At 61.5% G+C, this 21,880-nt stretch carries 19 protein-coding genes and 1 pseudogene; 4 read left to right on the plus strand and 16 right to left on the minus strand.

The features are described 5' to 3' along the window. Positions 1 to 421: 421 nt before the first annotated feature. The 9 genes from AC0R79_RS14035 to AC0R79_RS14075 form a co-directional block, all read right to left on the minus strand. Positions 422 to 640: a hypothetical protein gene (locus AC0R79_RS14035; protein ID WP_011333849.1), complete on the minus strand. Its 219-nt coding sequence runs from the start codon at positions 638 to 640 to the stop codon at positions 422 to 424. A 262-nt stretch (positions 641 to 902) separates the two neighbouring features. Beyond that, positions 903 to 3,281 (minus strand): SIR2 family protein, encoded by a 2,379-nt coding sequence (locus AC0R79_RS14040; protein ID WP_474734933.1) that lies wholly within the window; start codon positions 3,279 to 3,281, stop codon positions 903 to 905. A gap of 624 nt (positions 3,282 to 3,905) precedes the next feature. Next, a complete protein-coding gene (locus AC0R79_RS14045) occupies positions 3,906 to 5,711 on the minus strand; it encodes a DEAD/DEAH box helicase (protein ID WP_474734935.1) in 1,806 nt (601 codons plus the stop codon). A 416-nt stretch (positions 5,712 to 6,127) separates the two neighbouring features. Next, positions 6,128 to 6,895, minus strand: a complete 768-nt coding sequence (gene phnE / locus AC0R79_RS14050; protein WP_474734937.1) for a phosphonate ABC transporter, permease protein PhnE — start codon at positions 6,893 to 6,895, stop codon at positions 6,128 to 6,130. Beyond that, positions 6,892 to 7,719: a PhnE/PtxC family ABC transporter permease gene (locus AC0R79_RS14055; protein ID WP_474734939.1), complete on the minus strand. Its 828-nt coding sequence runs from the start codon at positions 7,717 to 7,719 to the stop codon at positions 6,892 to 6,894. Before AC0R79_RS14055 ends, phnE begins: the two co-directional genes overlap by 4 nt. Beyond that, positions 7,713 to 8,510 (minus strand): phosphonate ABC transporter ATP-binding protein, encoded by a 798-nt coding sequence (locus tag AC0R79_RS14060; protein ID WP_474734940.1) that lies wholly within the window; start codon positions 8,508 to 8,510, stop codon positions 7,713 to 7,715. Before AC0R79_RS14060 ends, AC0R79_RS14055 begins: the two co-directional genes overlap by 7 nt. Beyond that, positions 8,507 to 9,361 carry a putative selenate ABC transporter substrate-binding protein gene (locus AC0R79_RS14065; protein ID WP_474734942.1) on the minus strand — a complete coding sequence of 285 codons (855 nt, stop codon included), beginning with the start codon at positions 9,359 to 9,361 and terminating at the stop codon, positions 8,507 to 8,509. Before AC0R79_RS14065 ends, AC0R79_RS14060 begins: the two co-directional genes overlap by 4 nt. 121 nt (positions 9,362 to 9,482) lie before the next feature. Beyond that, positions 9,483 to 10,475, minus strand: coding sequence for a zinc-binding dehydrogenase (locus AC0R79_RS14070; protein WP_474734944.1), 993 nt, complete (start codon positions 10,473 to 10,475; stop codon positions 9,483 to 9,485). Between the two features lie 115 nt (positions 10,476 to 10,590). Further along, positions 10,591 to 11,487: a LysR family transcriptional regulator gene (locus AC0R79_RS14075; RefSeq protein ID WP_474734946.1), complete on the minus strand. Its 897-nt coding sequence runs from the start codon at positions 11,485 to 11,487 to the stop codon at positions 10,591 to 10,593. A gap of 164 nt (positions 11,488 to 11,651) precedes the next feature. Between AC0R79_RS14075 and AC0R79_RS14080 the strand changes: the two genes are divergently transcribed. Continuing rightward, complete coding sequence (locus AC0R79_RS14080) at positions 11,652 to 12,401, plus strand: SDR family NAD(P)-dependent oxidoreductase (protein ID WP_127797934.1); 750 nt, start codon at positions 11,652 to 11,654, stop codon at positions 12,399 to 12,401. Positions 12,402 to 12,407: 6 nt separating this feature from the next. Here AC0R79_RS14080 and AC0R79_RS14085 read toward each other — a convergent pair whose 3' ends face one another. Further along, on the minus strand, positions 12,408 to 13,079 hold the full coding sequence (locus AC0R79_RS14085; protein ID WP_474734948.1) for a paraquat-inducible protein A: 672 nt from the start codon (positions 13,077 to 13,079) through the stop codon (positions 12,408 to 12,410). Continuing rightward, entirely contained in the window at positions 13,076 to 13,672 is a 597-nt protein-coding gene (locus AC0R79_RS14090) for a paraquat-inducible protein A (RefSeq protein WP_474734949.1), read from the minus strand. The genes AC0R79_RS14085 and AC0R79_RS14090 overlap by 4 nt, the downstream gene beginning before the upstream one ends. Positions 13,673 to 13,829: 157 nt before the next feature. Between AC0R79_RS14090 and AC0R79_RS14095 the strand changes: the two are divergent. Beyond that, positions 13,830 to 14,021: pseudogene (locus AC0R79_RS14095) on the plus strand (hypothetical protein); the annotation flags it as partial. 154 nt (positions 14,022 to 14,175) lie between these two features. On the opposite strand, the gene gstA reads toward AC0R79_RS14095, so the two are convergent. Further along, a complete protein-coding gene (gene gstA, locus AC0R79_RS14100; RefSeq protein WP_474734951.1) occupies positions 14,176 to 14,790 on the minus strand; it encodes a glutathione transferase GstA in 615 nt (204 codons plus the stop codon). Positions 14,791 to 14,898: 108 nt separating this feature from the next. Between gstA and AC0R79_RS14105 the strand changes: the two genes are divergently transcribed. Then, positions 14,899 to 15,786 carry a transcriptional regulator GcvA gene (locus tag AC0R79_RS14105; RefSeq protein WP_474734953.1) on the plus strand — a complete coding sequence of 296 codons (888 nt, stop codon included), beginning with the start codon at positions 14,899 to 14,901 and terminating at the stop codon, positions 15,784 to 15,786. Positions 15,787 to 15,918: 132 nt separating this feature from the next. Next, the gene (locus AC0R79_RS14110) at positions 15,919 to 16,344 is read left to right on the plus strand and encodes a cupin domain-containing protein (RefSeq protein ID WP_207986066.1); all 426 of its coding nucleotides are present in this window, start codon (positions 15,919 to 15,921) and stop codon (positions 16,342 to 16,344) included. Between the two features lie 65 nt (positions 16,345 to 16,409). On the opposite strand, the gene AC0R79_RS14115 is transcribed toward AC0R79_RS14110, so the two are convergent. From AC0R79_RS14115 to AC0R79_RS14130, 4 genes are all read right to left on the minus strand, one after another. Beyond that, positions 16,410 to 17,525 (minus strand): alkene reductase, encoded by a 1,116-nt coding sequence (locus AC0R79_RS14115; RefSeq protein ID WP_474734955.1) that lies wholly within the window; start codon positions 17,523 to 17,525, stop codon positions 16,410 to 16,412. Between the two features lie 150 nt (positions 17,526 to 17,675). Continuing rightward, positions 17,676 to 19,913 (minus strand): xanthine dehydrogenase family protein molybdopterin-binding subunit, encoded by a 2,238-nt coding sequence (locus AC0R79_RS14120; RefSeq protein WP_474734957.1) that lies wholly within the window; start codon positions 19,911 to 19,913, stop codon positions 17,676 to 17,678. Continuing rightward, positions 19,910 to 20,383: a (2Fe-2S)-binding protein gene (locus AC0R79_RS14125; protein WP_474734959.1), complete on the minus strand. Its 474-nt coding sequence runs from the start codon at positions 20,381 to 20,383 to the stop codon at positions 19,910 to 19,912. Before AC0R79_RS14125 ends, AC0R79_RS14120 begins: the two co-directional genes overlap by 4 nt. After that, on the minus strand, positions 20,380 to 21,639 hold the full coding sequence (locus tag AC0R79_RS14130; RefSeq protein ID WP_474734961.1) for a c-type cytochrome: 1,260 nt from the start codon (positions 21,637 to 21,639) through the stop codon (positions 20,380 to 20,382). Before AC0R79_RS14130 ends, AC0R79_RS14125 begins: the two co-directional genes overlap by 4 nt. Between the last annotated feature and the right edge of the window lie 241 nt (positions 21,640 to 21,880).

Below are 21,880 nucleotides of genomic sequence, written 5' to 3' on the forward strand. Positions count from 1 at the left end.
CTGTGCATGGCCACCATAAAACCGGGGCATTGACCGCCGCGATGGTGTGCTCTGCATCTTGTGTTTGTCTCGGGCTACCAAACCCCATCACTGTTTTTCAGTGACCGGGAAACGATAAGACCCGCGTCGTAGACGCACAAGCCGGCGGATTCTGGCGTAGTCGTAGGCAATGACGCAAGGCGTTGTAGCCTTGGGGAAGGTACGGCGGGTTGCTTTAAACGGGCCTGTTTAAGCGTTCAAAGATGGGGCTTAATTCTTGAGAAACAGTCCGGTCCCTCGTTGGCTGAAAGGGAAAAGGGCGAAGTGATGTGGAGGTCGGAGAAGGCGGGGGCGTACGAGTAGTTCGCAGCAGAGAGAAGCGCTTGGCACGGAACCAAGCGCTCAGGGTAGGGCGGGGCACTTGCGGCTCCACCCGGATGTTTCAGTTTTTGCTGGCGTTCAGCTTGCGCAGTTCTTCGTAGGTCGCCGACTGGACGAACCAGAAGCCGGAAATGATGCACCAGCACAGGGTGCCGGCCACGAAGATACCCAGCGCCGGCAAGAACCCGCTGGTGAAAATCGCGACGATAGCGACCAACCAGATGAATGCCAGGGAGAGATAGAGGACGGTGTTGTTGACGCTGATGACGAAGTCTTTCACGGGGCATATTCCTTGCGGGATGTAGAAAAAATCCCCCTATCCGGGGGGCGGACGCATGCTATCACAGTGCCTTCACTGGCCAAGAAAAGTGAGCTCTTCATCTGAAAATAAATACGTCCACTATTTTCGTTGCAAATGTCCTCAATCGGCCAAATGCAGACTTTAATCCCTTTAAAAATCTGCGCTCTTTTCGGGGCGGTGGATAAAGAGCGTCCGGCGCAAGGCGATAGAAAAACTCGAGGCTTACCGGACACTCATAAGATTAACGTTGGTCGATAAACATCTTGGCAGCCGCCTCGACGCTCCTACGGACTACCTCAGAACCAGCTGCTGCCTTGAAGTCATCTGGCAGCAAAGAGAGCGACTTTTCCACTTTTAGAAGCCAGAACTGCAAAGCGGTCCGCTCGCCATTTACAAAATCTCCAAGCCGTGCCGTCACAAACGGCTGAACGTATTCAAGCACTTTCACAGCGTAGAATCGGTGGCTCCCGTCGCCGAGCATGGCATCAATCCGCTCAATCCCAAGAAGAACTGCATCAATGTTGAAAACAGTCTGACCCGAGCTCTCCTCTATCGCGCGCATCAGAGCGATGCGGAAAGCTTGGGTATCAATCTGGTAGGTTTGGAAACCGGGAAGTTTTTCGGCCTTTCTATAGGCCGTGGCGATGAATTCGTCGGCTGCATCGAGCCGAGTATTTTCCGCCATCGCGATCGCATATTGAAGCCAAAAGAGCGGCTCACCATTCACTCGCTCGTCGTATCGCAGACGTTCATAGATGCTCGCGATGACGGTGTCCGGATCTCCCTTGCCGCGCAGGGTTCTCCGCAAGCTCGAATACGCAATCATGTTCGACATGAGAATTCGATACGATCGCTCGCTTCTCCGCTGGGCAGCGGCCAGCGTCACCTCGACAACAGCGTCAGCGATCTCCTCTGGTCCAATGAACGCTGCGAGCACAAACGAGGAGAAGATAGACGATCGAGCCCTAAAACCATCAGCTGACGTCTCGAAAATTTCATGCGATAGATCCTCCAGCGGTTTGAGCGCCATAAAGGGGTCCTCGCCGACTACGCTTCTCACGAATGAGGCGCCGACGGAGCCTTGATGAGTGGCGATCAACATGGTCATAGTCAAAATTCGCCGAGTAGCCCTATTTTCAAACAGGGGGGCTAGAGCCACTTTCACACGGTCGCGGACTGCGGCATTTTCGAAAAGATCAAGCAAAAGGTCACGTAGGTCGCCACGGTGATCGAGATCAGGTGCACGAAGCCCAGCACTCTCGCACAACCGGCCAAACGAGGCTATTTCGGATCGTGTGAGAGCGTTAAGGCTCACCCGGTCAAACGGTTGGGGCAGAAGCTTTACGAATTCGTGAAAGCGGACCTCGAACGTCCCCGTCCGCACTTCCACCACGAGCTTAGCCTGTGGAAGAGCATCGCGAAGGCCGCGCAAACTGTCCTGGGCGGCCGAATATTGGTCGACAAACACGACCAATCTCTCGACCCCGGCCAGTGCTGCAACCTCTCGCTGAAGGTCCGGGTGGCCGAGTTGGAGCTGTAGACAGGTCCATCCTCTCGATGAAAGCTCGAACGCAAGTAGATGAAGAAAAATTGATTTGCCGTTACCAAGGCGACCATCTACAACGAGCGATGCCTTACTCTCAACAGTATCCGCCGCCGCGCGCACCGAATCCGTCCGAGCAATCGCGTATTCCTCACTGGGTTGCGAGCGAGCAAGGCGACCAGGATCGAAATCGCCATAGACTAGAAGATCAAAGACCTCGGTAGCGGTCGGACGAGCGACTGCTTTCTTATCTCGTACGGGTGACAGCGAGCGGAAAGAGCGCAGGTTATCCAGTGAAGGAGCAACTGAGCGTGGAGCGCGCGCTAGAATCTCGGCGAAGCCGTCGGTGCCTATAAACATAGTGCGCCCGTACTGTGCAGTGCGTCGCAGGAACGTTTCGTCGACGGTGGGCCCTTGTATGAAGATGGTTCGCTCGGCCAACTTAGGGTTGGCCATCAGTAGGCCTGCAATATGGTAATCGGCGAGACTGTATCCAACGATATAAAGGGTGCTTGCGAAAGCCAGATCGCGCTGAAATTGGTCGTACCAGCGTGAGCGCACGACATACTGGTTCACGTAAGATCCTTCACCGAGAACCAGGCTTTTCATCACATTATCAGGCGTGATCAGTCGGATGCTGCCGTGGAGGTGCACTACTGCGCCGTGAGGAAGCTTGTTCGGAACTGGCTCCGAGACATCGTAGGCATTCGGCGGCACTTTCTTTTTTAACCGATGCAACTCGACCGCGTCATCGTAGTTGGTCGAATAAATGCGTCGCCAAGACTCATTCAACACAGCCGTTTGTCCAGCAGTTAGCTCGGTCAGTCGAAATATCCTATAGAGCTCGTCACGAAGCTTCCCAGAGTCATGCTCGGCGAATTCCTCGCTGAGGACTTGTAGATCGTAATCCGTATCTGCTGGAAGGTTGAGTTGCTCGATAAAGTGGCGCCGCAATCCTCTGCCGTTGGGCGGAGTACCATTCGCGATGTTGCTCGCGCCGAGGCTGAAGCCAGAGCCAAGGAAGAGAATAGAGGATTCGGGATCGAACTCTCCAATCACGTCAGTATCATGCGTCATCATTCCTCCATTCACGAGACAGTTTGCCACTGAAACCGTCAAGAACGGATTCAGTCATCCTAATTCTGTGGCCACCAGGTGGAACCAGCCAACCTCGCCATGACCAGATTATGAGATTGAATACAACTTGGGCCGTCGGCGATATCGCTGTAGGTTAGTGATCTCGCCCGGCAGCAATGATAGCTGGATATGAGTCATGCGCCCCAGTGCGTCGCGTAGGCGGATGGGGGGCAGCAGTCTTGCTGATGCTGTGGCCGGACTTGCGCAGCGCGACAACCTAGTCAGGGCGCTTTGGATCAGCCCGGCGGCCCTTGTCCCCCCGACCGGACTAACTCGGTGCCGATAGCGCCTGTTCTCGCAGCTGTCATGGGCCATATATTGCCCCGATTCCAGCCGGCCTCTTTCGATAACAGCTACGCAGGAGGCCGCATGTCTTGGATCGCCTTGAGCTTCTCTATGTCCCGTCCAATTATTTTCTTCGCACAGTCCAGGCAGTAGTGATCCCAGCTCCGGCCGTTTCTGACCTTCAGGCGCACATCGCCCTTCTCGATACGGTGCTTGGCACTGGCTTGACAGTTATGGGCCCTGCCAGCGGTGTCTATTTCGACATGGGTAACGAGCGACTTAATTGCCACCGAACACCTCCGTTACGGCTGCCGCGAGGATGCCGTCAAATCCTTGGTCAATCCGCTCGTGCATCTCTCGCGAGAACTCGTGCCGTTGCCCCGTTCCCATACCGACAAAGGTATTTACCTGATTGTTGATGGCAGCAATCATCACAATCAAGTTCGTCCTACCGAGACGGCGCGTGTCGAGCTCGCGACCATTCGGGTTGATGCCCCGTTCGCCGAGAATCCGTCCAGCTGCCGTTCGAACCCGAATCGGAAGCCCGTCACGCATCGCCTGCCGCTCGCGTACTCGAGTTGTCGGCAGTGGCTGCAGGGTCTCGTAAGCAGCCGTAACGTCGTTCGTGGTATAGCCGCGCTCCTGCAGCACGCGAAGGGCTGCTAGTGCCTCATCGTCCAGCAGAAGTGGAATTTCCTCGACGTGGACATCGGACTGGCTGCGCACCTCCACACCGTCCAAGTCATGGGGAACCGGCTCCACCTGTCTCTCGACGGGAGCATGATCTGGATCGACATCCTCCACCGGCAGCAACTGGTCGAAATAGTCGCGGTCGGCTTCGCTGAACTCCTGGAAGTCAGCCCAGCGTCTGGCGATGTTCGCGCCGGCATGGAACACGACGACGCCTTGGTTGAGGACGTGGCCGGGAGAGTTCTGCCGAATGACGCGCATGATGCGGCCGACGAACTGAACGAACGGGGACAAGTTGCTGAAGATGCTGAACACGGCGGCCACGGACAGGTACGGATGGTCGAACCCTTCGCCGAGCTTACGCACCTGGACGATCACGTCGAGCTCGTGGCTTTCCAGCCGCTGCATCACTCTCTGGTTCGCCGGCGCGTTCTCTCGCGAATGCACGTAGCTAGCGCGCAGGCCCCGTGCGACGTAGGCTTCGACGACCTCTCGGCAGTGCTCGTAGTTGAGAGCCGAGGCGATAATCTTCAGTCGGACCTCGCCAGTTTCCTCGCGCAGCCGGCGTAGCTCACGGATAGACGCATCCACGATGGTGTTCAGCGTTTCGGTAGAAGTTACGATGCTGCGCCGGAAATCGGCGTCTTCCTCGCCCAGCCTGCGTACCTCGGCAAGCCCTACCTCGATCTCTTGACCGTCTTCGCGGCGCACGTAACGGAGCGTGCGCGGGTTCAGTTGCACGGCCTTAAGGCGTTTGACGTAGCCTTCGCGGATCGCTTCAAAGATAGGGTACGTGTAGATGACGCGCCCCTCCATGAGCTGCCCATCGGCGCGCATCGGCGTCGCGCTGAAGTTGACGATCTGCGCTTCGGGGAACTGAGCCTTGAGGGCCTGCCAGCTCTCGGCTACGCCGTGGTGACCCTCGTCGACCAGAATCAGGTCGAAATAGTCGGCCGGCAGTTGACGTAGCCAGCGGTTTGAGTCGCCGCCCTGGAGCTGCTGAATATTGGTAATGACGACGTGCGCGTCGTCCAAGTCTGCCCGGTTGGTCGTCGTCCCTCGGATTTCGACAGGTTCAGGATAGGGCGCGCCGGCGAGCACCGCGCACTTCTGGTAGAACATATTGGGATTGGACGGGTCGAAATCACTGGCCAACTGCTGAGCGATGGCCACGCCTGGCGCGACCACCAGCGTCCGCCGCGAGCGGAAGGCAAAGGGCGATATCGTGATGCTCCCTGACTTGCCACATCCGACAGGCAGTATGACCGCGAACTCACGCTCTTCGCCGCCCGCCACGAAAACCTCGTTCAGGGCGAGGAAAACACCCTTCTGGGGCGTGCGGATACGTTCGTTGTTCTCGATGTGTGGCTCGCGGTCCTGGAATGGGTTTGTCATAAGGGTCCTTCCGTTAGGGTTGAGAGGGTTGTGTCACAACGGCAGAGCTGAACACGCAAGATACGCCCCGAATGGCGTTTTCAGAGCCCGGAAGCCACAGACTCCGTCGCTCAATGTTGCCCGACGCAAAGCGTGACAGCCTGTTCGTTCTGGCTTGGTTGCAGAGCTTTGAACATCGAAGCGTACATTCCGGTCTGAATAACGCCGAGACGCGCTCAATTCGCTGACCATGACAGTCTTATTCAATCGTTTAGGCAAAATCCGGGATCACAACTTCGAACAACATCTCTAGCACACCAGCGGCCTCAATTTTGCGTGAGAAAGGGAAAGATATATTTATTGGGCTGATGTCCGCTTCTGGTCGGAAGCGAACCTCGACGAATATTTGTGTTAACTGACTTCAAAGACTATCCAGCTTAAGCCTTAACCCAACGCTCCCGCCCCCAACCACTCAACCAATCCACCCCCCACACCAAAATCAGCATAGCCAAAATCACCGTCCCCGCCTGCGCCTCCTGAAACAGACTCAAGCTCACATACAACATCTGTCCCAACCCCCCAGCCCCGACAAACCCCAGCACGCTGGCCATTCGGATATTGTTCTCCCACCGATACAAACAGTACGCCAGCAACTGCGGCGCCAGGTTCGGCAGCGTCCCATAACAAAACGCCAAAACCGGATTCCCCCCCTGCAACCGAATCGCATCCGCCGGCTCCGGCGGCGTGTTCTCCAGCGCTTCAGCAAACAACCGTCCCAACACGCCCGTGGTGTGCAGGGCCAGGGCCAATGTCCCGGCATTCGGCCCAAGCCCAGCCGCAAGCACCATCAACGCAGCCCACACTAGTTCAGGTATCGCGCGCAGCGCATTGAGCAGCAGGCGCGCGGCACTCTGAAAAAACCAGCCAAACCGGCCAGCGGCAGGAAGCGCCAATAACAGCCCCAGCACGGCAGCGAGCAGGGTGCCAAGCGCAGACATGGCCAACGTTTCCATCGACCCGCGCAAAATGGCGCTTAGGTAGTCAGCGCTGAGGTCAGGGCTGAGAAAGCGCGCCACATACAGGCCCATCTGTTTAAGGCTGGTAGCGCTGCCGAGTTCTTCAAGATCGAGACCCAGGTAGGCGAACGAGGCAATGACGGCCACGACAATGGCGAGAATCAGCACCGGATTGATCAGGCGTTTCATGCCAGCCTCCAGCGCAGCAGGCGGCTGAGTTGGTCGGCGCCGAGGACGAGGAGGAGGAAGGTCAGGAGCATGCTGGCGACTTCGCCGCCGGCGAACATGCGGATCGACAGGTCGATCTGTTGGCCGAGGCCGCCGGCGCCGACGAAGCCCATGACTACCGAGGCGCGGATGGCGCATTCCCAGCGGTAGACGGTGTAGGAGAGCAGTTCCGCCGCGACGTTGGGCAGTACGCCATAGGCGAAGCTGGCGAGGCGGCCGCTGCCGGCCTGGAGCAGGGCGTGGGCCGGGCGTTGGTCGGTGGATTCGTAGATTTCGGCGTAGACCTTGCCGAGCATGCCGCTGTAGGTGATCGCGATGGCCAGTACGCCCGCCGCCGGGCCGAGGCCGACGGCGCGCACGAACAGCAGGGCCCAGACGATTTCCGGCACGCTGCGCAGGAAGATCAGCAGCCCGCGCACCGGCCAGCGCAGCAGGCGGCCAAACAGGCTCGGGCGGCCGCTGCGGGAGGCGGCGGTCAGCGACAGGGCGCGGCTGGCAAGCAGGCTGGCCGGCACTGCCAACAGCAGCGCCAGGGCCATGCCGGCGGTGGCGATGGCCAGGGTTTGCAGGGTGGCTTTGAGGAGTAATTGAAGAAACTCGCGATCATGCTCCGGCGGCCAGAACATCGAGACGAAGCGGCCCATTTCACTCTGGCTGTCGGCGTGAAACAGCACGCCCAGATCCAGTTCGCTGAGCTGGATGCCGGGCCACAGCAAGGCAATCGCCAGCCCGGTCAGCAGCAACCGTGGCAGTGCGGCGGGGTCGCGGGTGTCGGCGCTCAGCATCGGGGAATCTGCACAATCAGCGGGGGGACGGCGGGCGCCGGGGATTGCAGTTGTTCGTTGGCGTAGAGGGTGTCGAGCATGTCGCGGCTGACTTGCGCGGACGGGCAGTCGAACAGGATTTGCCCCTCGCGCAGACCGATGATCCGCGGGAAGTGCGCCAGCGCCAGCTCCACCGCGTGCAGGCTCGCCACCAGCGTGACGTTGTGCTCGCGGGCATGGCGCGACAGGATCGACAGCGTGTGCCCGGCCAGCACCGGGTCCATCGCCGAGACCGGCTCATCCGCCAGCAACACCTCCGGCGCCTGATACAGCACGCGGGCAATGCCGACCCGCTGCAATTGCCCGCCGGACAGTTGTTGGCATTGGCTGAAGAGTTTGTCGGCCAGATCCAGTCGCGCCAGTGCGGCGCGGGCGCCGGGCACGTCGAGCGGATGCAGCAGATTGATCAGGCTTTTGCCCAGGCTCCATTGGCCGAGTTTGCCGGCCAGCACCGCCGTCACCACCCGTTGCCGGGGCGGCAAGGGTGGCGCCTGATGCACCAGACCGATACGGGCGCGCAGACGTTGCCGCTGGCGGGCGGACAAGTGCCAGGCGCGCTCGCCCAGCACTTCGATGTCGCCGCTGCTGGGCCGATTGGCGGTTGCCAGCAGGTTCAGCAGGCTGGATTTGCCGGCGCCGGACGGGCCGATGATCGCCACCTGTTCGCCGGCTTCGATCTGCAAATCCACGCCGCGCAGGGCTTCCACGCCATTGGTGTGGTGCAGAAAAGCCTGTTTGAGGCGCAGCGTCATTTCAGCAAGTCGGCGGCGCGGGCGGCTTCCTCGATGCCTTTGTAGTTGTCCGGGCTGGTTTCGATGAAGCGGCTGGCGGCTTGCAGGTCGAGGATTTTTTTGTGCTCGGGGTTGGCCGGATCGAGGTCGAGGAAGGCTTTTTTGATCTTCGCCGCCAGCGTCGGGTCGAGGGTGCCGCGTACGGTCCAGTTGTAATCGAAGTAGGCCGGGGTGGTGGCGAAGACCTTGACCTTGTTGGTGTCGACCTTGCCGGCGTCCACCAGTTTCTGCCAGACACTGGCGTTGAGCACACCGGCGTCGACCTTGCCGGCCTGCACCCAAGCGACGGTGGCGTCGTGGGCGCCGGAATAGCCGACGCGGCTGAAATAGCTTTCCGGTTTGATGCCGTCCTTGAGCATGAAATAGCGCGGCATCAGGCTGCCGGAGGTGGACGACACGGAGCCGAAGGCGAAGGTCTTGCCCTTGAGGTCGGCGAGGCTTTTGACGTTGGGGTCGGCGGTGATGAATTTGCTGGTGAACTGGGCGTCTTGTTCACGCTGCACCAGCGGAATGACCTTTGGATCACTTTTCAACTGCGCCTGGACGAAAGTGAAGCCACCGAGCCAGGCCATGTCGAGACGGTTGGTGGCCAACGCTTCGACCACCGCCGGGTAGTCGGCCACCGGCACAAACTCGACTTTCATGTTCAGTTGCTTCTCCAGATAAGACCCCAGCGGCTCGAACTTGCGCAGCAGCTCGGTCGGGGCTTCATCGGGAATCGCGCTGACCTTCAACACCTCCGCGGCTTGCGCCAGCACGGCGGACAGGGACAGGGCCAAACCAGCGGTCAGTGCCAGGGTTCGCTTGAGCATGGAATTCTCCGTTTCGTGGGCATCAAGGTCGATGCACCCGTCGATGGGCAATCATCGTCGGGTGCAACGTCAGGTTAGACGAAACGGCGCGATTGCGAGGGAGTCGGGCCGTGGTTGCTTGTCAGGCGCTGGGCAGACGCGTCACCCATTTCCCGCCACCCGCGCCGTCCTTCAGGGCGCGCAAGGCCTGGGGCAATTCATCGAAGTTGAACATCTGCAGCGCCGGGCCGATCAGGCTGCCGTCGAGCAGCGCTTGCAGCAACTGCTCGCCGTTGCGGCGCAAGGTCTGGCGATCGTGCAGGCTGGCGTGGACGTGGAAGCTGTTCAATGCCACTTCATGCAGCGAAATCGCGCTGGTGAACGCCGGCAGCGGCGCGCTTTCCTGACGATCCTGAATGCACACCAGATGGCCGTTGTAGCCCAGCAGGTCGGCCATTTTCGCCGCGTGAGCGCCGCTGACCGTGTCGAATACGGCGTGCAAACGACGTTCGCCGAGGCTGGCTGCGAGTGCGGTTTGCCAGTCCGGTTCGCGGTAATCGAATACGCCGACTGCGCCAAGGGCCTTGAGCTTTTCATGATGCGCGCCGGACGCGGTCGCCCAGACCCGCCATCCGCGTTGTACCGCCAGTTGCACCAGCAGCAGGCCGACCGCGCCGCCGGCGCCGATCACCAGCACATCGGCTGCGCCATTCGCCGGGACTTTTTCCACGGCTTGCCACGCGGTCAGTCCGGGGCAGGGCAGTGACGCCGCCGCGGCATCATCAAGCGCGGCGGGCACTGACAGCACGGTGGCGGCGTCCAGCAGGCAGTACTTGGCGAAACTGCCATCGTTCGCCAGTGATTGGTGATACGCCACGCGACTGCCGGGTTGCAGTGTCACGCCGGCGCCGGCCGCGACTACCACGCCCATGCCGTCGACACCCGGCACACGGCCGGTGCTCCAGGCGGGATGGCCCCACTCGATGATCTTCCAGTCCACCGGGTTCAAGGCGATGACGCGGTTGGCCACCAGCACTTGCCCGGGGCCGGGTTGCACGAGGGGTTTGCGGGTCAGTGTCAGGCCATCCAGCCCTTGGCCGGACGTCCAGGCCCATGCAGCGTAATCGGTTTGCATTGTGCGGTTTCCCATGACAGTCGATGGCCGCCAGTATCGGTGGCAACGGGCATGAGAAGAACCGGCGTTGGGTCAAAGGTGTTTTGCGTAAAAGTCAGCAATGCTCGCGCAGCACTTAATCGACCTGCGCAAACCGCTCCACCAGCCAATCGATAAACACCCGCACCCGATTGCTCAAATGACGGTTCGGCGGATACAGCACATGAAACGGATACGCCGGCGGGCGCCAGTCCTCGAGGATCGGCACCAGTTCGCCGCGCTCGATGGCTGTCCTCACCGTGTAGTTGAAGGTATGGATGATCCCCAGCCCGGCGAGCCCGGCCGCCAGGTGCGCGTTGCTCTCGTTGACGCTCATCAGGCCTTTGCCTTCGATCTGATGGCGTTCGCCGTTGCGCTGGAAATTCGACGGCAGGATGCGGCCGGTGGAGGCAGAGCGGTAGGCGATCAGCTGATGGCTGGCCAGGTCGAGCGGGTGGCTCGGGGTGCCGTGACGTTGCAGATAATCGGGCGTGGCGCAGGTGGTCCAGGACACTTCACCGAGGCGGCGCACGGCCAGGGTTTGTTCGGTCAGCGGGCCGCCGCGAATCACGCAGTCGACGCGCTCGCTGATCAAGTCCACCGGGCGGTCGCTGACGCCCAGATCAACCTGAATGTCGGGATAGCGTTCGAAGAATTTCGGCAGCTCGGGGATCACCAGCATCGTCGCGGTCGAGCCGCCGATGTCCACGCGAATCCGGCCGCGCGGCAGGCCTTGCGCCTGGCTGAAACCCTGATCGATGTCGTCCAGTTGGTGCAGCAGTTGTTGGGTCAATTGGTAGTAGGAAGCGCCGTCGGCCGTGACGGTGAGGCGGCGGGTGGTGCGTTGCAGCAGGCGCACGCCGAGGTGGTTTTCCAGTTGGCCGATCAGTTTGCTGACCGTGGTTTTCGGCAGGTTCAGCGAATCGGCGGCTTTGGTGAACGAACCGCTTTCCACGACGCGGGCGAAGGTGCGGATCGCCATTAACTGATTCATCGGCTCGGGCTCAGTGATGTAGATGTCGCTGAGTATTGTGCATGTCTGTGCACAAACAAAACCGATTTTGCGGATTTTTCAATTCAATCGATCGGCCTAAAGTCGCTTCCAACGGCTCACCTACGACCCGTCACCTACCTCGAAACGGTTACTGGAGATTCATCATGAGCAACAGACTTGAAGGCAAAATCGCACTGATCACTGGCGGCACCACCGGCATCGGCCTGGCTTCGGCGCAGGAGTTCGTCGCCCAGGGCGCCACCGTATTTATCACTGGCCGTCGTCAGGCCGAACTGGACAAAGCGGTCGCCGCCATCGGCCCGCGAGCCATCGGCATTCAGGGTGATGTGGCGAAGCTGGACGATCTGGATCGCATCTACAGCGAGATCGCCGCGAAGGCCGGGCACCTCGACATTCTGTTCGCCAACGCCGGCGGCGGGGACATGCTGCCGCTGGGTTCGATCACTGAAGAGCATTTCGACCGGATTTTCGACGCCAACGTGAAGGGCACGCTGTTCACCGTGCAGAAGGCCTTGCCGCTGCTGCGCGATGGCGCCTCGATTCTGCTGACCTCGTCGACCACTTCGGTGCAGGGCACGGAGAACTTCAGCGTCTACAGCGCGAGCAAAGCGGCGGTGCGCAACTTCGCGCGGTCGTGGCTGCTGGATCTGAAACCACGGCGCATCCGCGTCAACGCGATCAGCCCTGGCCCGGTGCGCACGCCAGGTCTGGCAGGGCTGGTGCCGGCGGAACACACGCAGGGGCTGTTCGATCAACTGGCGTCAATCGTGCCGATCGGCCGTCTGGGCGAACCGAGCGAGATTGCCAAGGCTGCGCTGTTCCTGGCCTCGGATGACAGCAGCTTCGTCAACGGTATCGAGTTGTTCGTTGACGGCGGTACTGCGCAGATCTGATCTGATTTAAATCGCTTGATGCCCCGGCACTTGTTCAGTCGAGTGCCGGGGCATTTCCGTTTCTTCGTCCGGCGCGTTATCCCAGATCAGGCGCGGGTCGAAGCTCATGGCCGAGAGCATGGTGAACACGACCACCAGGCCGAAAAACAGAATCCCTACGCGCGGCTCGATATCCCCCAGCGCCTGGAATTTCACCAGCGCCGCCACCAGCGCAACCACCAGCACATCAAGCATCGACCAGTAGCCGATCAACTCGACGAATCGGTACAGCTTCGAACGCTCCTTGCGCGCCCAATGACTGTCCCGTTGCACGGTGACCAGCAGCAAGGTCAGCGCCACGAATTTCACGCCCGGCACCGCAATACTGGCGACGAAGATGATCAGGGCGATGTCCCACGCGCCGTGTTCCCAGAACTCCAGCACGCCGCTCATGATGGTGCTGTCGGCGCCGCTGCCGAGCAGGGTGGTGTTCATGACCGGCAGCAGATTCGCCGGCACATAGAACGCCAGCGCGGCGAACATGTAGGCCCAGGTGCGGGTCAGCGAGTTGGTCTTGCGCCGATGCAGCGGGGCGTCGCAGCGCGGGCATTGGTGCGGTTCGCCGGTCATGTCGCAGGCCAGCCCGCAGCTGTGGCACAGGCAGAGGTTGAGTTCGGTTGCCGTCGGTGGTCGTTTCATAGGATGTCCCACAGTTCGCGCACGTCGCGCCCGGCGATGCGGATCAGCAACAGACTGAGCACGGCCAGCGCAAACAGGCCGATGCCGGGAATCACGTCGAGCATGCCCGCCAGTTTGAACACCGCGACCATCGCGCCGAGCAAACACACTTCAAGCATGCTCCACGGACGCAGCGTTTCCAGCCAGCGCATGCACAGTTTGAATCCCGGCGAACGGCGCGAGGCGAGGGCGAAGCTCAAGACCCAGATCAACAAAACCAGCTGAAAGGCCGGGGCGATGATGATCGAGATCGCCGCGACCATCGCCATGAAGGTGATCGGCCCCTGACTCAGGGCCAACACTGAATCCCATAGGGTCGCGCTGTTTTTCAGGCCCTTCATGCTGATGCTCATCACCGGGTAGAAATTGGCGAACAGCCACAGCATCGCCGCCGTGAAACTCAGCGCCAGACGTTGCTCCACATTCAGGCCGTTGTAGCGCTGGAGCACGCCGCCGCAACGCACGCAGAGGGTCTTCTGGTGTTTGGCCAGCGTGACTTTTTCGTACACGCAGTCGCAATGCTCGCAGATGATCAGTTGATCGGTGCTGGCCATGGGGCGCTCGACGGGAGAAGGGCTTGAACCCCTTCACTATAGAAGCGCTGGGGCATTCGGCAACCGGAGCGCCATTCGTCCAATGCCGGGCACTAACCCTCACCCGGGTGTTTCACACCTTCAGGTACGAACATTGCGCAGCAGAACGGAGAACCCCATGGACATTGATGAAAGTGCACCCGGCAACCTGTCACAACAGGCCGTGACGCGCACCACCGACAACGAAGCCGGCCATGATCCCCGCAAGGATGAGTCGCCAGTCCCCTTGCCGCCGGACGATGAAGCGCCACTGGAAGAAGACATGAGCGATGTGGCGGCCAACGATTCGGTGGGATCCGAGCATCCGCAGGACGGCAACCGCTCAGGAAGCACCGACGCCAACCCGCAGAGCACCGCCAAGGATGATGAGGACCGAGAAGCGCGTGGCCTGCCGGCAAGTGATCCAGAGTCGGGCGCCTGACTGCGCGCCGGACCATCAAGGGCGCTTGGCGCAACCGGTCATGTCAGACGACCGGTTGCGTGGCTTCCTCTGCCGCGATGGCCGCCCGCACGCTGGGCCTCTCGGCGATGCGCGTCATGTAGTTCGCCAGCGCTGGCCAGTCTTCGATGGCGATACTGAATGTCGGCAACCACTTCAGCACCGTGAACAGATAGGCATCCGCTACGCCGAACGCCTGCATCAGAAAGGGCTGTGTCGCGAGGATGCGATTCAGGTAATCCAGACGCTTGAACAGTTTGTGCTTGAAGATCGTTTTGGTGGTTTCCGGGATTTCGCTGCTGAACAATGGCGCGCTGCCGACATGAATTTCCGAACTGATGAAATTCAGGTACTCCTGCAAGCGCGAGCGTTCCCAGGTGCCATTGGCCGGGGCCAGCGAATGGCCGGGTACGAGGTCGGCGAGGTATTGCAGAATGGCCGGCCCCTCGGTCAGCACTTCACCGTTGTCGAGCATCAGCGCGGCCACGTAACCCTTCGGATTGATCTGGCGAAAGTCCCGGCCGTCGGCGGTTTGCTTGGTCTGGTTGTTGACCCGGATCAGCTCGAACGGCAGCGCCAGTTCGCGCAATACGATGTGCGGCGCCAGTGAACAGGTCATGGGGGCGAAGTACAGTTTCATGGGATCTCCTTGCAGGTAGAGCCTCAGAATCCGCTATCGCCACGGCGCTTCGCAAAGGACAAATCCAGTGCTAGCGTATGACAAAATCTCATGGACTGAAGAGGTCATATGCTCCCGCGACTGCCATCGCTCAATGGATTGCGCGCCTTCGAATGTGCGGCCCGGCACCTGAGCTTCACCCGCGCCGCCGAAGAACTGAACGTCACACAGACCGCGATCAGCCATCAGATCCGGCGCCTCGAAGATGAACTTGGCGTGCGTCTGTTCATGCGCTTGAAGGACGGGTTGGCGCTGACGGAGGAGGGCAATGCTTATTTTCCCGGCATCCGCTCGGCGTTTCTTGAGTTGCGTTACTCGACTGAAAAGCTGCTGGAATCGAGCAACAACAGTGTCCTGACCATCAGTACTTTGGTGTCGGTGGCGTCCAAATGGTTGTTGCCGCGTCTGCCGTCGTTTCGCGAAGCGCATCCGCAGATTGATGTGCGGATCAGCGCCTCCACCGAGCTGGTGGACTTTCGCAAGGCCGGGATAGACGCGGCGATCCGCTACGGTAACGGCGAATGGCCTGGGCTGCGGGCTGACTGGTTGATGTCCGACGAGATCTTCCCGGTGTGCAGTCCGCGACTGCTGAACGGCGATAAGCCTTTGAAGACGCCGGCGGATCTGGCCCATCACCCTTTGCTGCAAGTCAGCGGCCTGACCGCCAATGACTGGAACGACTGGCTGCACGCGGCAGGCCTGCCACCGCTCACGGCCAAAGGCCCGCGACTGACCTTCGATCTGGCAATGATGGCCGTGCAGACCGCGATTGACGGGCAGGGCGTGTGCATCGGTCGCTCGACTTACGTCGATGACGATTTGCGTGCCGGGAGACTGGTGGCGCCGTTTGATCTGCGGCTGAAGTCCACGTCGGGTTTCTACTTTGTCACACCCCATGAAAATGCCGAGTCGAAAAAGATCGTGGCATTCAGGCAATGGCTGTCAGAAGTGCTGTGAGTTGTATGCGCGTGTATCAATCCCGCCGCCGTACACAATCGGGTAACAAACCCCGACCTCAGGACACATCCTGCGTACATGCCTCGCCCAAAGTAGTTGCCAACAGATGACTACTTCCAAGAGGGCAACACCATGCGCCGCACACTTCTGATGACCGCTGCCGCCGTACTCGTTTCGCTGACCGGCCTCGCCCACGCGGCTGACACCCAAACCGCCGCCCCGGCAAAAAGCTGGCAGCAGGGCCTGAGCCGTACCGATCTGGTTCGTCAGGATCTAGGCGCTGCGGATCGCGAAGTGATCCAGGCCCGTGTCGATTTCGAACCGGGCGTCACGTCGCCCAACCATGCGCATCCGGGTGTGGAAGTGGCTTACGTGATCAGCGGCACGTTCGAATACCGGCTTGAAGGCCAGGCACCGGTGACGCTGAAGGCGGGGGATTCGCTGTTCATTCCGGCGGGTGTGGCGCATATCGCGAAGAATGTCGGCAACGAGAAGGGTTCCGAGCTGGCGACGTATATCGTCAAGAAGGGCGAGCCGCTGCTGATTCTCAAGCAGTAACGCTCCGCGAAAACGAAGAAGGCCTGCCGATGTGGCAGGCCTTTTTGCGTCCGCTGTTCAGCGTATCAGTGGGCGTGCACCGGGTAGTCGGTATAGCCACGCTGATCGCCGCCAAAGAACGTGCTCGGGTCCGGTGCGTTGAGCGTCAGCCCTTCGCGGATTCGTCGAGGCAGATCGGGGTTGGCCAGAAACGGACGGCCAAACGCGATGATGTCGGCGCGACCGTCGGCCAGCGCCTGTTCCGCCGACTCGGGGTCGTAGCCGCCGGCGATCATCAACACGCCAGCCCAGGCATCACGCAACTGAGCGATGATCGCGTCCCAGCGCGGATCGAAGTTTTCATCCTTGACGGTGCCGACCACGGCGGGCTCGACCAGATGCAGATACGCCAATTTCCAGCGGTTCAACGAACTCACGATGTAGCCGAACGTGGCTTCCGGCGATTCATCGCCCATACCCATGAAGCGACCCATGGGTGTCAGGCGCACGCCGACACGGTCGGCACCGACTTCGTCGACCACGGCAGCCACCACTTCCAGCAACAGGCGTGCACGGTTTTCCAGGGTGCCGCCATAACCGTCGGTGCGCTGGTTGCTGTTGCTGTTGATGAACTGGTCCAGCAGATAGCCGTTGCCGGCGTGAATTTCCACGCCATCCATCCCGGCGTTCAGCGCATTGCGCGCGGCCCGGCGGTAGTCGCTGATGATGTCGGCGATTTCCGACGTTTGCAGTGCACGGGGTACGGGTACGTCGCCCCAGACACCGTTGCCCTCGTCGTCGACGATGAAGGTCTTGCCCGGCACAGGCAATGCGCTCGGCGCCACCGGCAAGGCGTTGTCCGGTTGAAAGCTTGGGTGCGATACGCGGCCCACATGCCACAGTTGCATGAAGATCAACCCGCCAGCCTCGTGTACCTGGCGGCTGACTTCGCGCCAGGCTTGCACCTGTTCGTCGTTGTAGATGCCAGGCGTCCACGCATAACCCTGGCCCTGACGGGAAATCTGCGTCGCCTCGGTAATGATCAGCGCGGCGCTCGCCCGCTGGCGGTAGTACTCGGCGTTCATGGATGTCGGGATGTCGCCCGGTTGCCCGGCACGAGAGCGAGTCAACGGCGCCATCGCCACCCGGTGGGGAAGTGTGTAGGGGCCGAGGGCGATGGGGCGGAACAGATGTTGCGTCATGGGTGTTCTCCAGTCTTCGAAAAGGGTCGGCAGGGCGGTGTCGGGACATTTGGCCCGACACCGGATGGCCCTACGTTAAGCGGCTGACCGGTGCTTGATAATCCACACACGACGCCACGCTGCATTGCGTGAAATGCAACGGGGCGCGGTTCAGGAAGGCTGTTGCGAGCGGGTCAGGGGCAGGTTCAGCCAGCGCCGTCCGGTGGCATTCGCCACGGCATTGCCGATGGCGGCGGCCATGGGGCCCTGGACGATTTCGGCGGCTCCCAGAAACGGTTGCCCCGGCTGGTCGAGCAGGTGAACGTCGACCTTTCTGGGTACTTGCGAGAAGCGCAGGATCGGGTAGCCGCTCCAGTCGTAGCTGCGGATGCCGCCGGCGTCATAGGCGACCTTTTCATACAGCGTCCAGCTGGTGGATTGCACGATCCCGCCCTCGACCTGGTTGCGCAGGCCATCGGGACTGACGATCTGTCCCACGTCGACCGCCGTGACGACGTGATCGATCTGCACTTCGCCGGTCTGCGGATGCACCCGCAGACGCACGGCAATGGCGCAGTAGCCCATGATGTTTTTGTAGCGCGCGAAGGCGAAGCCAAGGCCTGCGCCGGGTTCACTGCTTTTTTGCGGCCAGCCGACGGCATCGCGAACCTTTTCCACAACAGCCCGGGCCCGAGGATCGGTCAGGTGTGCCAAGCGCAGGGCAACCGGATCGACTGCGGCCTTGGCGGCCAGCTCATCAATACAGCCTTCGATGGCGAAGATGTTGATGTGCGCGCCGAGCGAGCGCATGGCTGAAGTGCGGAACGGCATTTCGGTGACGAAGTTCATGTCGATCCGCGAGGAGCCCAGTGTGTACAGCGGCACCGCGTTACGATCGCCGTCGCCTTCGGGCTGGGCGATCGGCACCGAGGGTGCCGAAGCGAACGGCCGGGCTAGCAGTCGTGCGGGCAGCAAGCGCCCGGCGTTGACGATGCGTTCGTTGTGCGGCGTGGTCCACAGCTCGTAGTTCCAGTCCTGCAGCCGACCTTGCGCATCAAGGCTGGCTTGCACTTCAGTGACCATCGCCGAGCTGTAGGGCTCCCAGAGGTTTTCCTGCTCGCGCATCCATTGCACCCGCACCGGCGTGCCCGGCACGCGCATGGCAATCAGCGCCGCGTCGGCCGCGGCATCGTCTGCGCCGTTATGGCCGTAACAGCCAGAGCCTTCGGTGTGGATGCAGCGCACGCGCTCGGGTGGCAGCCGCAGCATCTCGGCGATTCCGGCGCGCAGCGGATACACGCCCTGGGTGTGGGTCCAGACGGTGAGGGTGCCGTCCTTGAACCAGGCCACGGCGCAGGACGGACCGATCGAACCGTGCATCAGGTATTGCTTGGTCACCCGGGCGCGATATTCGTTGTCGGTCGCGCCTTGTGGGGTGCCTTCATGGCTGATCGGATAACGACGCGAGGGCAGGTGTTTGAGCAAGGTGTGGATGTCGCGCGATTCGGGAATCGCCTGTCCGCCGCTCCAGCGCGCCGATGCGTATCCATGACGCATGGCTTTGATCGCCTGCCATTCATCCCGCGCCACCACGGCCAGATAATTGCCGTCGCGAATCACCTGCACCACCCCCGACAGCGTTTTGATCGACTCAATATCGATGGCTTCCAGCGTGCAGCCGGGACGTGGCGGGCGGATGACCCGGGCGTGGAGCATGCCCGGCAGGCGAATGTCCTGCACGAATGCAGCGCCGCCGCTGACTTTGCCCGGGATATCCAGACGTGGCAGCGAATGGCCGATGAGCTTGAATGACGCCGGTGGCATCGAGGGTGACTCGGATTTTGCATAGCGGTGCAGATCGACCTGCTGCACGGCGTCGGCGTAGGACATGTGTTGCCCGGTCGGGCCGAGAATGCTGCCGTCGCGAGTCGTCAGCAGTGCCGGCGCGACGTTCCAGCTGCGCCCGGCCGATTCCAGCAGCATCTCGCGCACTTGCGCCGCCGCGTTGAACAGCGCGGTGCCGCTGTCGAAAATCGTGTGGCTGCCGGCGGTGTAGCCTTCGTTCGGCGTGAGTGCGGTGTCGGCGGTGAGCAAGTTGATCGCGGTCGGTGCCACCTCCAGCCGTTCAGCGGCAATTTGCAGTAGCGCGGTTTTGACCCCGGTGCCCAGTTCGACCTTGCCGGTGTAGACGGTGATGCCGTCAGGGCCGACGCGGATCCAGGCATCGAGCCAGGGGTTGGTGCGCAGGCTACCGGGCAGGTCCGGCGCCAGCACGACCGTGCCGAGGGTATCGACTTCGGTATCGGCCAGGGCGCGGCGCGAGACCGGCACCAAAGCAAACGCCACGAGCAGAGCGCCGCCGCGCAGGAACGCGCGGCGACTTTGATCGACCTCATTGATCGTCGTCATTGCACGCTCCCGTTTTGCCGGGCGACAAGGCTGATCGCCTCGATGATGCGCAAGTGCGTGCCGCAGCGGCACAGGTTGCCTGCCATGTGCTCGCGAATGGTCTGCTCGTCGGGATGCGGATTGCTTTCCAGCAGCGCCTGTGCACGCATCAACATGCCAGCGATGCAGTAACCGCATTGAGCGGCCTGCTTGTCGATGAACGCTTGCTGCAGGTAGCCGGGGTGTTCGGCGGTTCCCAGACTCTCGACCGTCCGCACCTTTTTGCCCTCGAGGCCGGTGCAGGGTGTCAGACAGGAAAACACCGGTTGGTCATCGACGATGACGGTGCAGGCACCGCATTGGCCCAGACCACACCCGTACTTGGCGCCGTTGAGGCCCAGGTGATTGCGCAGCGCATAGAGCAGCGGCATGTCGGGTTCCAGCTCGAGAGCCCGGGAAGATCCGTTGACGTTGAGGGTGATCTGAGTCATTTCGTCTCCTGACGTAGCGCTTGGAGGGTGGCAGGAAGGTCGGTCCACGGATGATCGGGGCTGGCCTGATGGCGCAGGTAGACGGCCAGGGCGTCGAGTTGAGCGTTGTCGAGACTGGCGGCGAACGAGGGCATCACCGGACCGGGCTGGCCGGGTTCTGCCGGGATGCCTTCGAGTACGGTTTTCACAAAGTTGCGCGGGCTGGCGGCCTGCAGCGCCGAGGTGCGATCCAGTGCCGGGCGGCCGTCGATGTCACGCATCGGAGCGCCTTGGGCATGGCAGCCGGCGCAGGCACTGGCGAACAGCAACGCGCCAGAGGATCGATCCGCAGGTTCAGCGCTGGCGCTCGGAATTTCGTTGATCGCGGTTTTCGCCGGCAGACTCAGCAGGTATTCGGCAATCGCCAGTGCATCTTCCACGGGCAAGCGCGCCAGACCGAGACTGACCGGGCGCATCGGGCCGGCCGCCGTGCCGTGTCCGTCGACCACTTCGGCTCGCAGGTAACTCACCAGTTGCTCGCTGCTCCACGGGTTTGCCCGGTGCGCCATGCCCAGCAGTGACGGCGCGTCCCAGCCATCCACGCTGCCGCCGGCCAGGTTTTCGCCGGATTTCTCGGCACCGATCAGGTTCAACGGCGAATGACAGCCCGCGCAGTGACCCGGACCTTCGACCAGGTAACGCCCGCGATTCCACGTCTGCGATTGCTCCGCCAGTGGCGTCAGCGGCTTTCCGTGCAGGAACAGCAGGTTCCAGAACGACACCAGTGGCCGGATGTTCATCGGGAAGTTCATGCGGTTCTGTTGTGGCGGCGAGTCCACGGCCGGGCCGCTCATCAGGTACGCATAGGCGTCGGCGATGTCGTCCTGGCTCATGCGCCGGTAATGAACGTAGGGGAAGGCCGGGTACAGGAAGTGGCCGTCGCGGGAGATCCCTTCACGCATCGCCCGCTCGAAGGCCGGCAACGACCATTGGCCGATGCCGGTCTGTGGGTCCGGGGTGATGTTGGTGCTGTAGAGGGTGCCGAACGGCGTCACCAGCGGCAGTCCGCCGGCCAGGTATTGGCCGCCGGGCCGCGTGTGACACACCGCACAGTCGCCAGCCTCGACCACTCGTGCGCCGCGTTGCCGTTGCGCGGAGTCGAAGGCTTGCGGGCGTTCGACCGGCGCAATTGCCGGCCGCCACATCAGCGCCAGGGCAGCGATTGCGCCGATCGACGCGAGGGCTGCCGCGCTGACCCACAGCGCTCTTGATTTCATGAATTGGCCGTTCATGAGCAGGTGTTATCCAAGCGGCACGCGGTGGGCATGGGGGACGGATTCGGCATCTTCGGCAACTCCTTGAACGACCGGGGAAGGGGGCCGGTGCAAAGCCCGGCGCCTGGTGCCCAAGGGTAGAGAAGGTGCATCCGTCCGAGTATTGCCAGCCTGCGCAATAGCACGTTGCGCCAAGTGCAACGCCGAGAGTCGTTGCATTTGGCGCATCACTCAATTGCCTTTG

The sequence above is a fragment of the Pseudomonas sp. HD57-3 genome, from assembly GCF_056113135.1.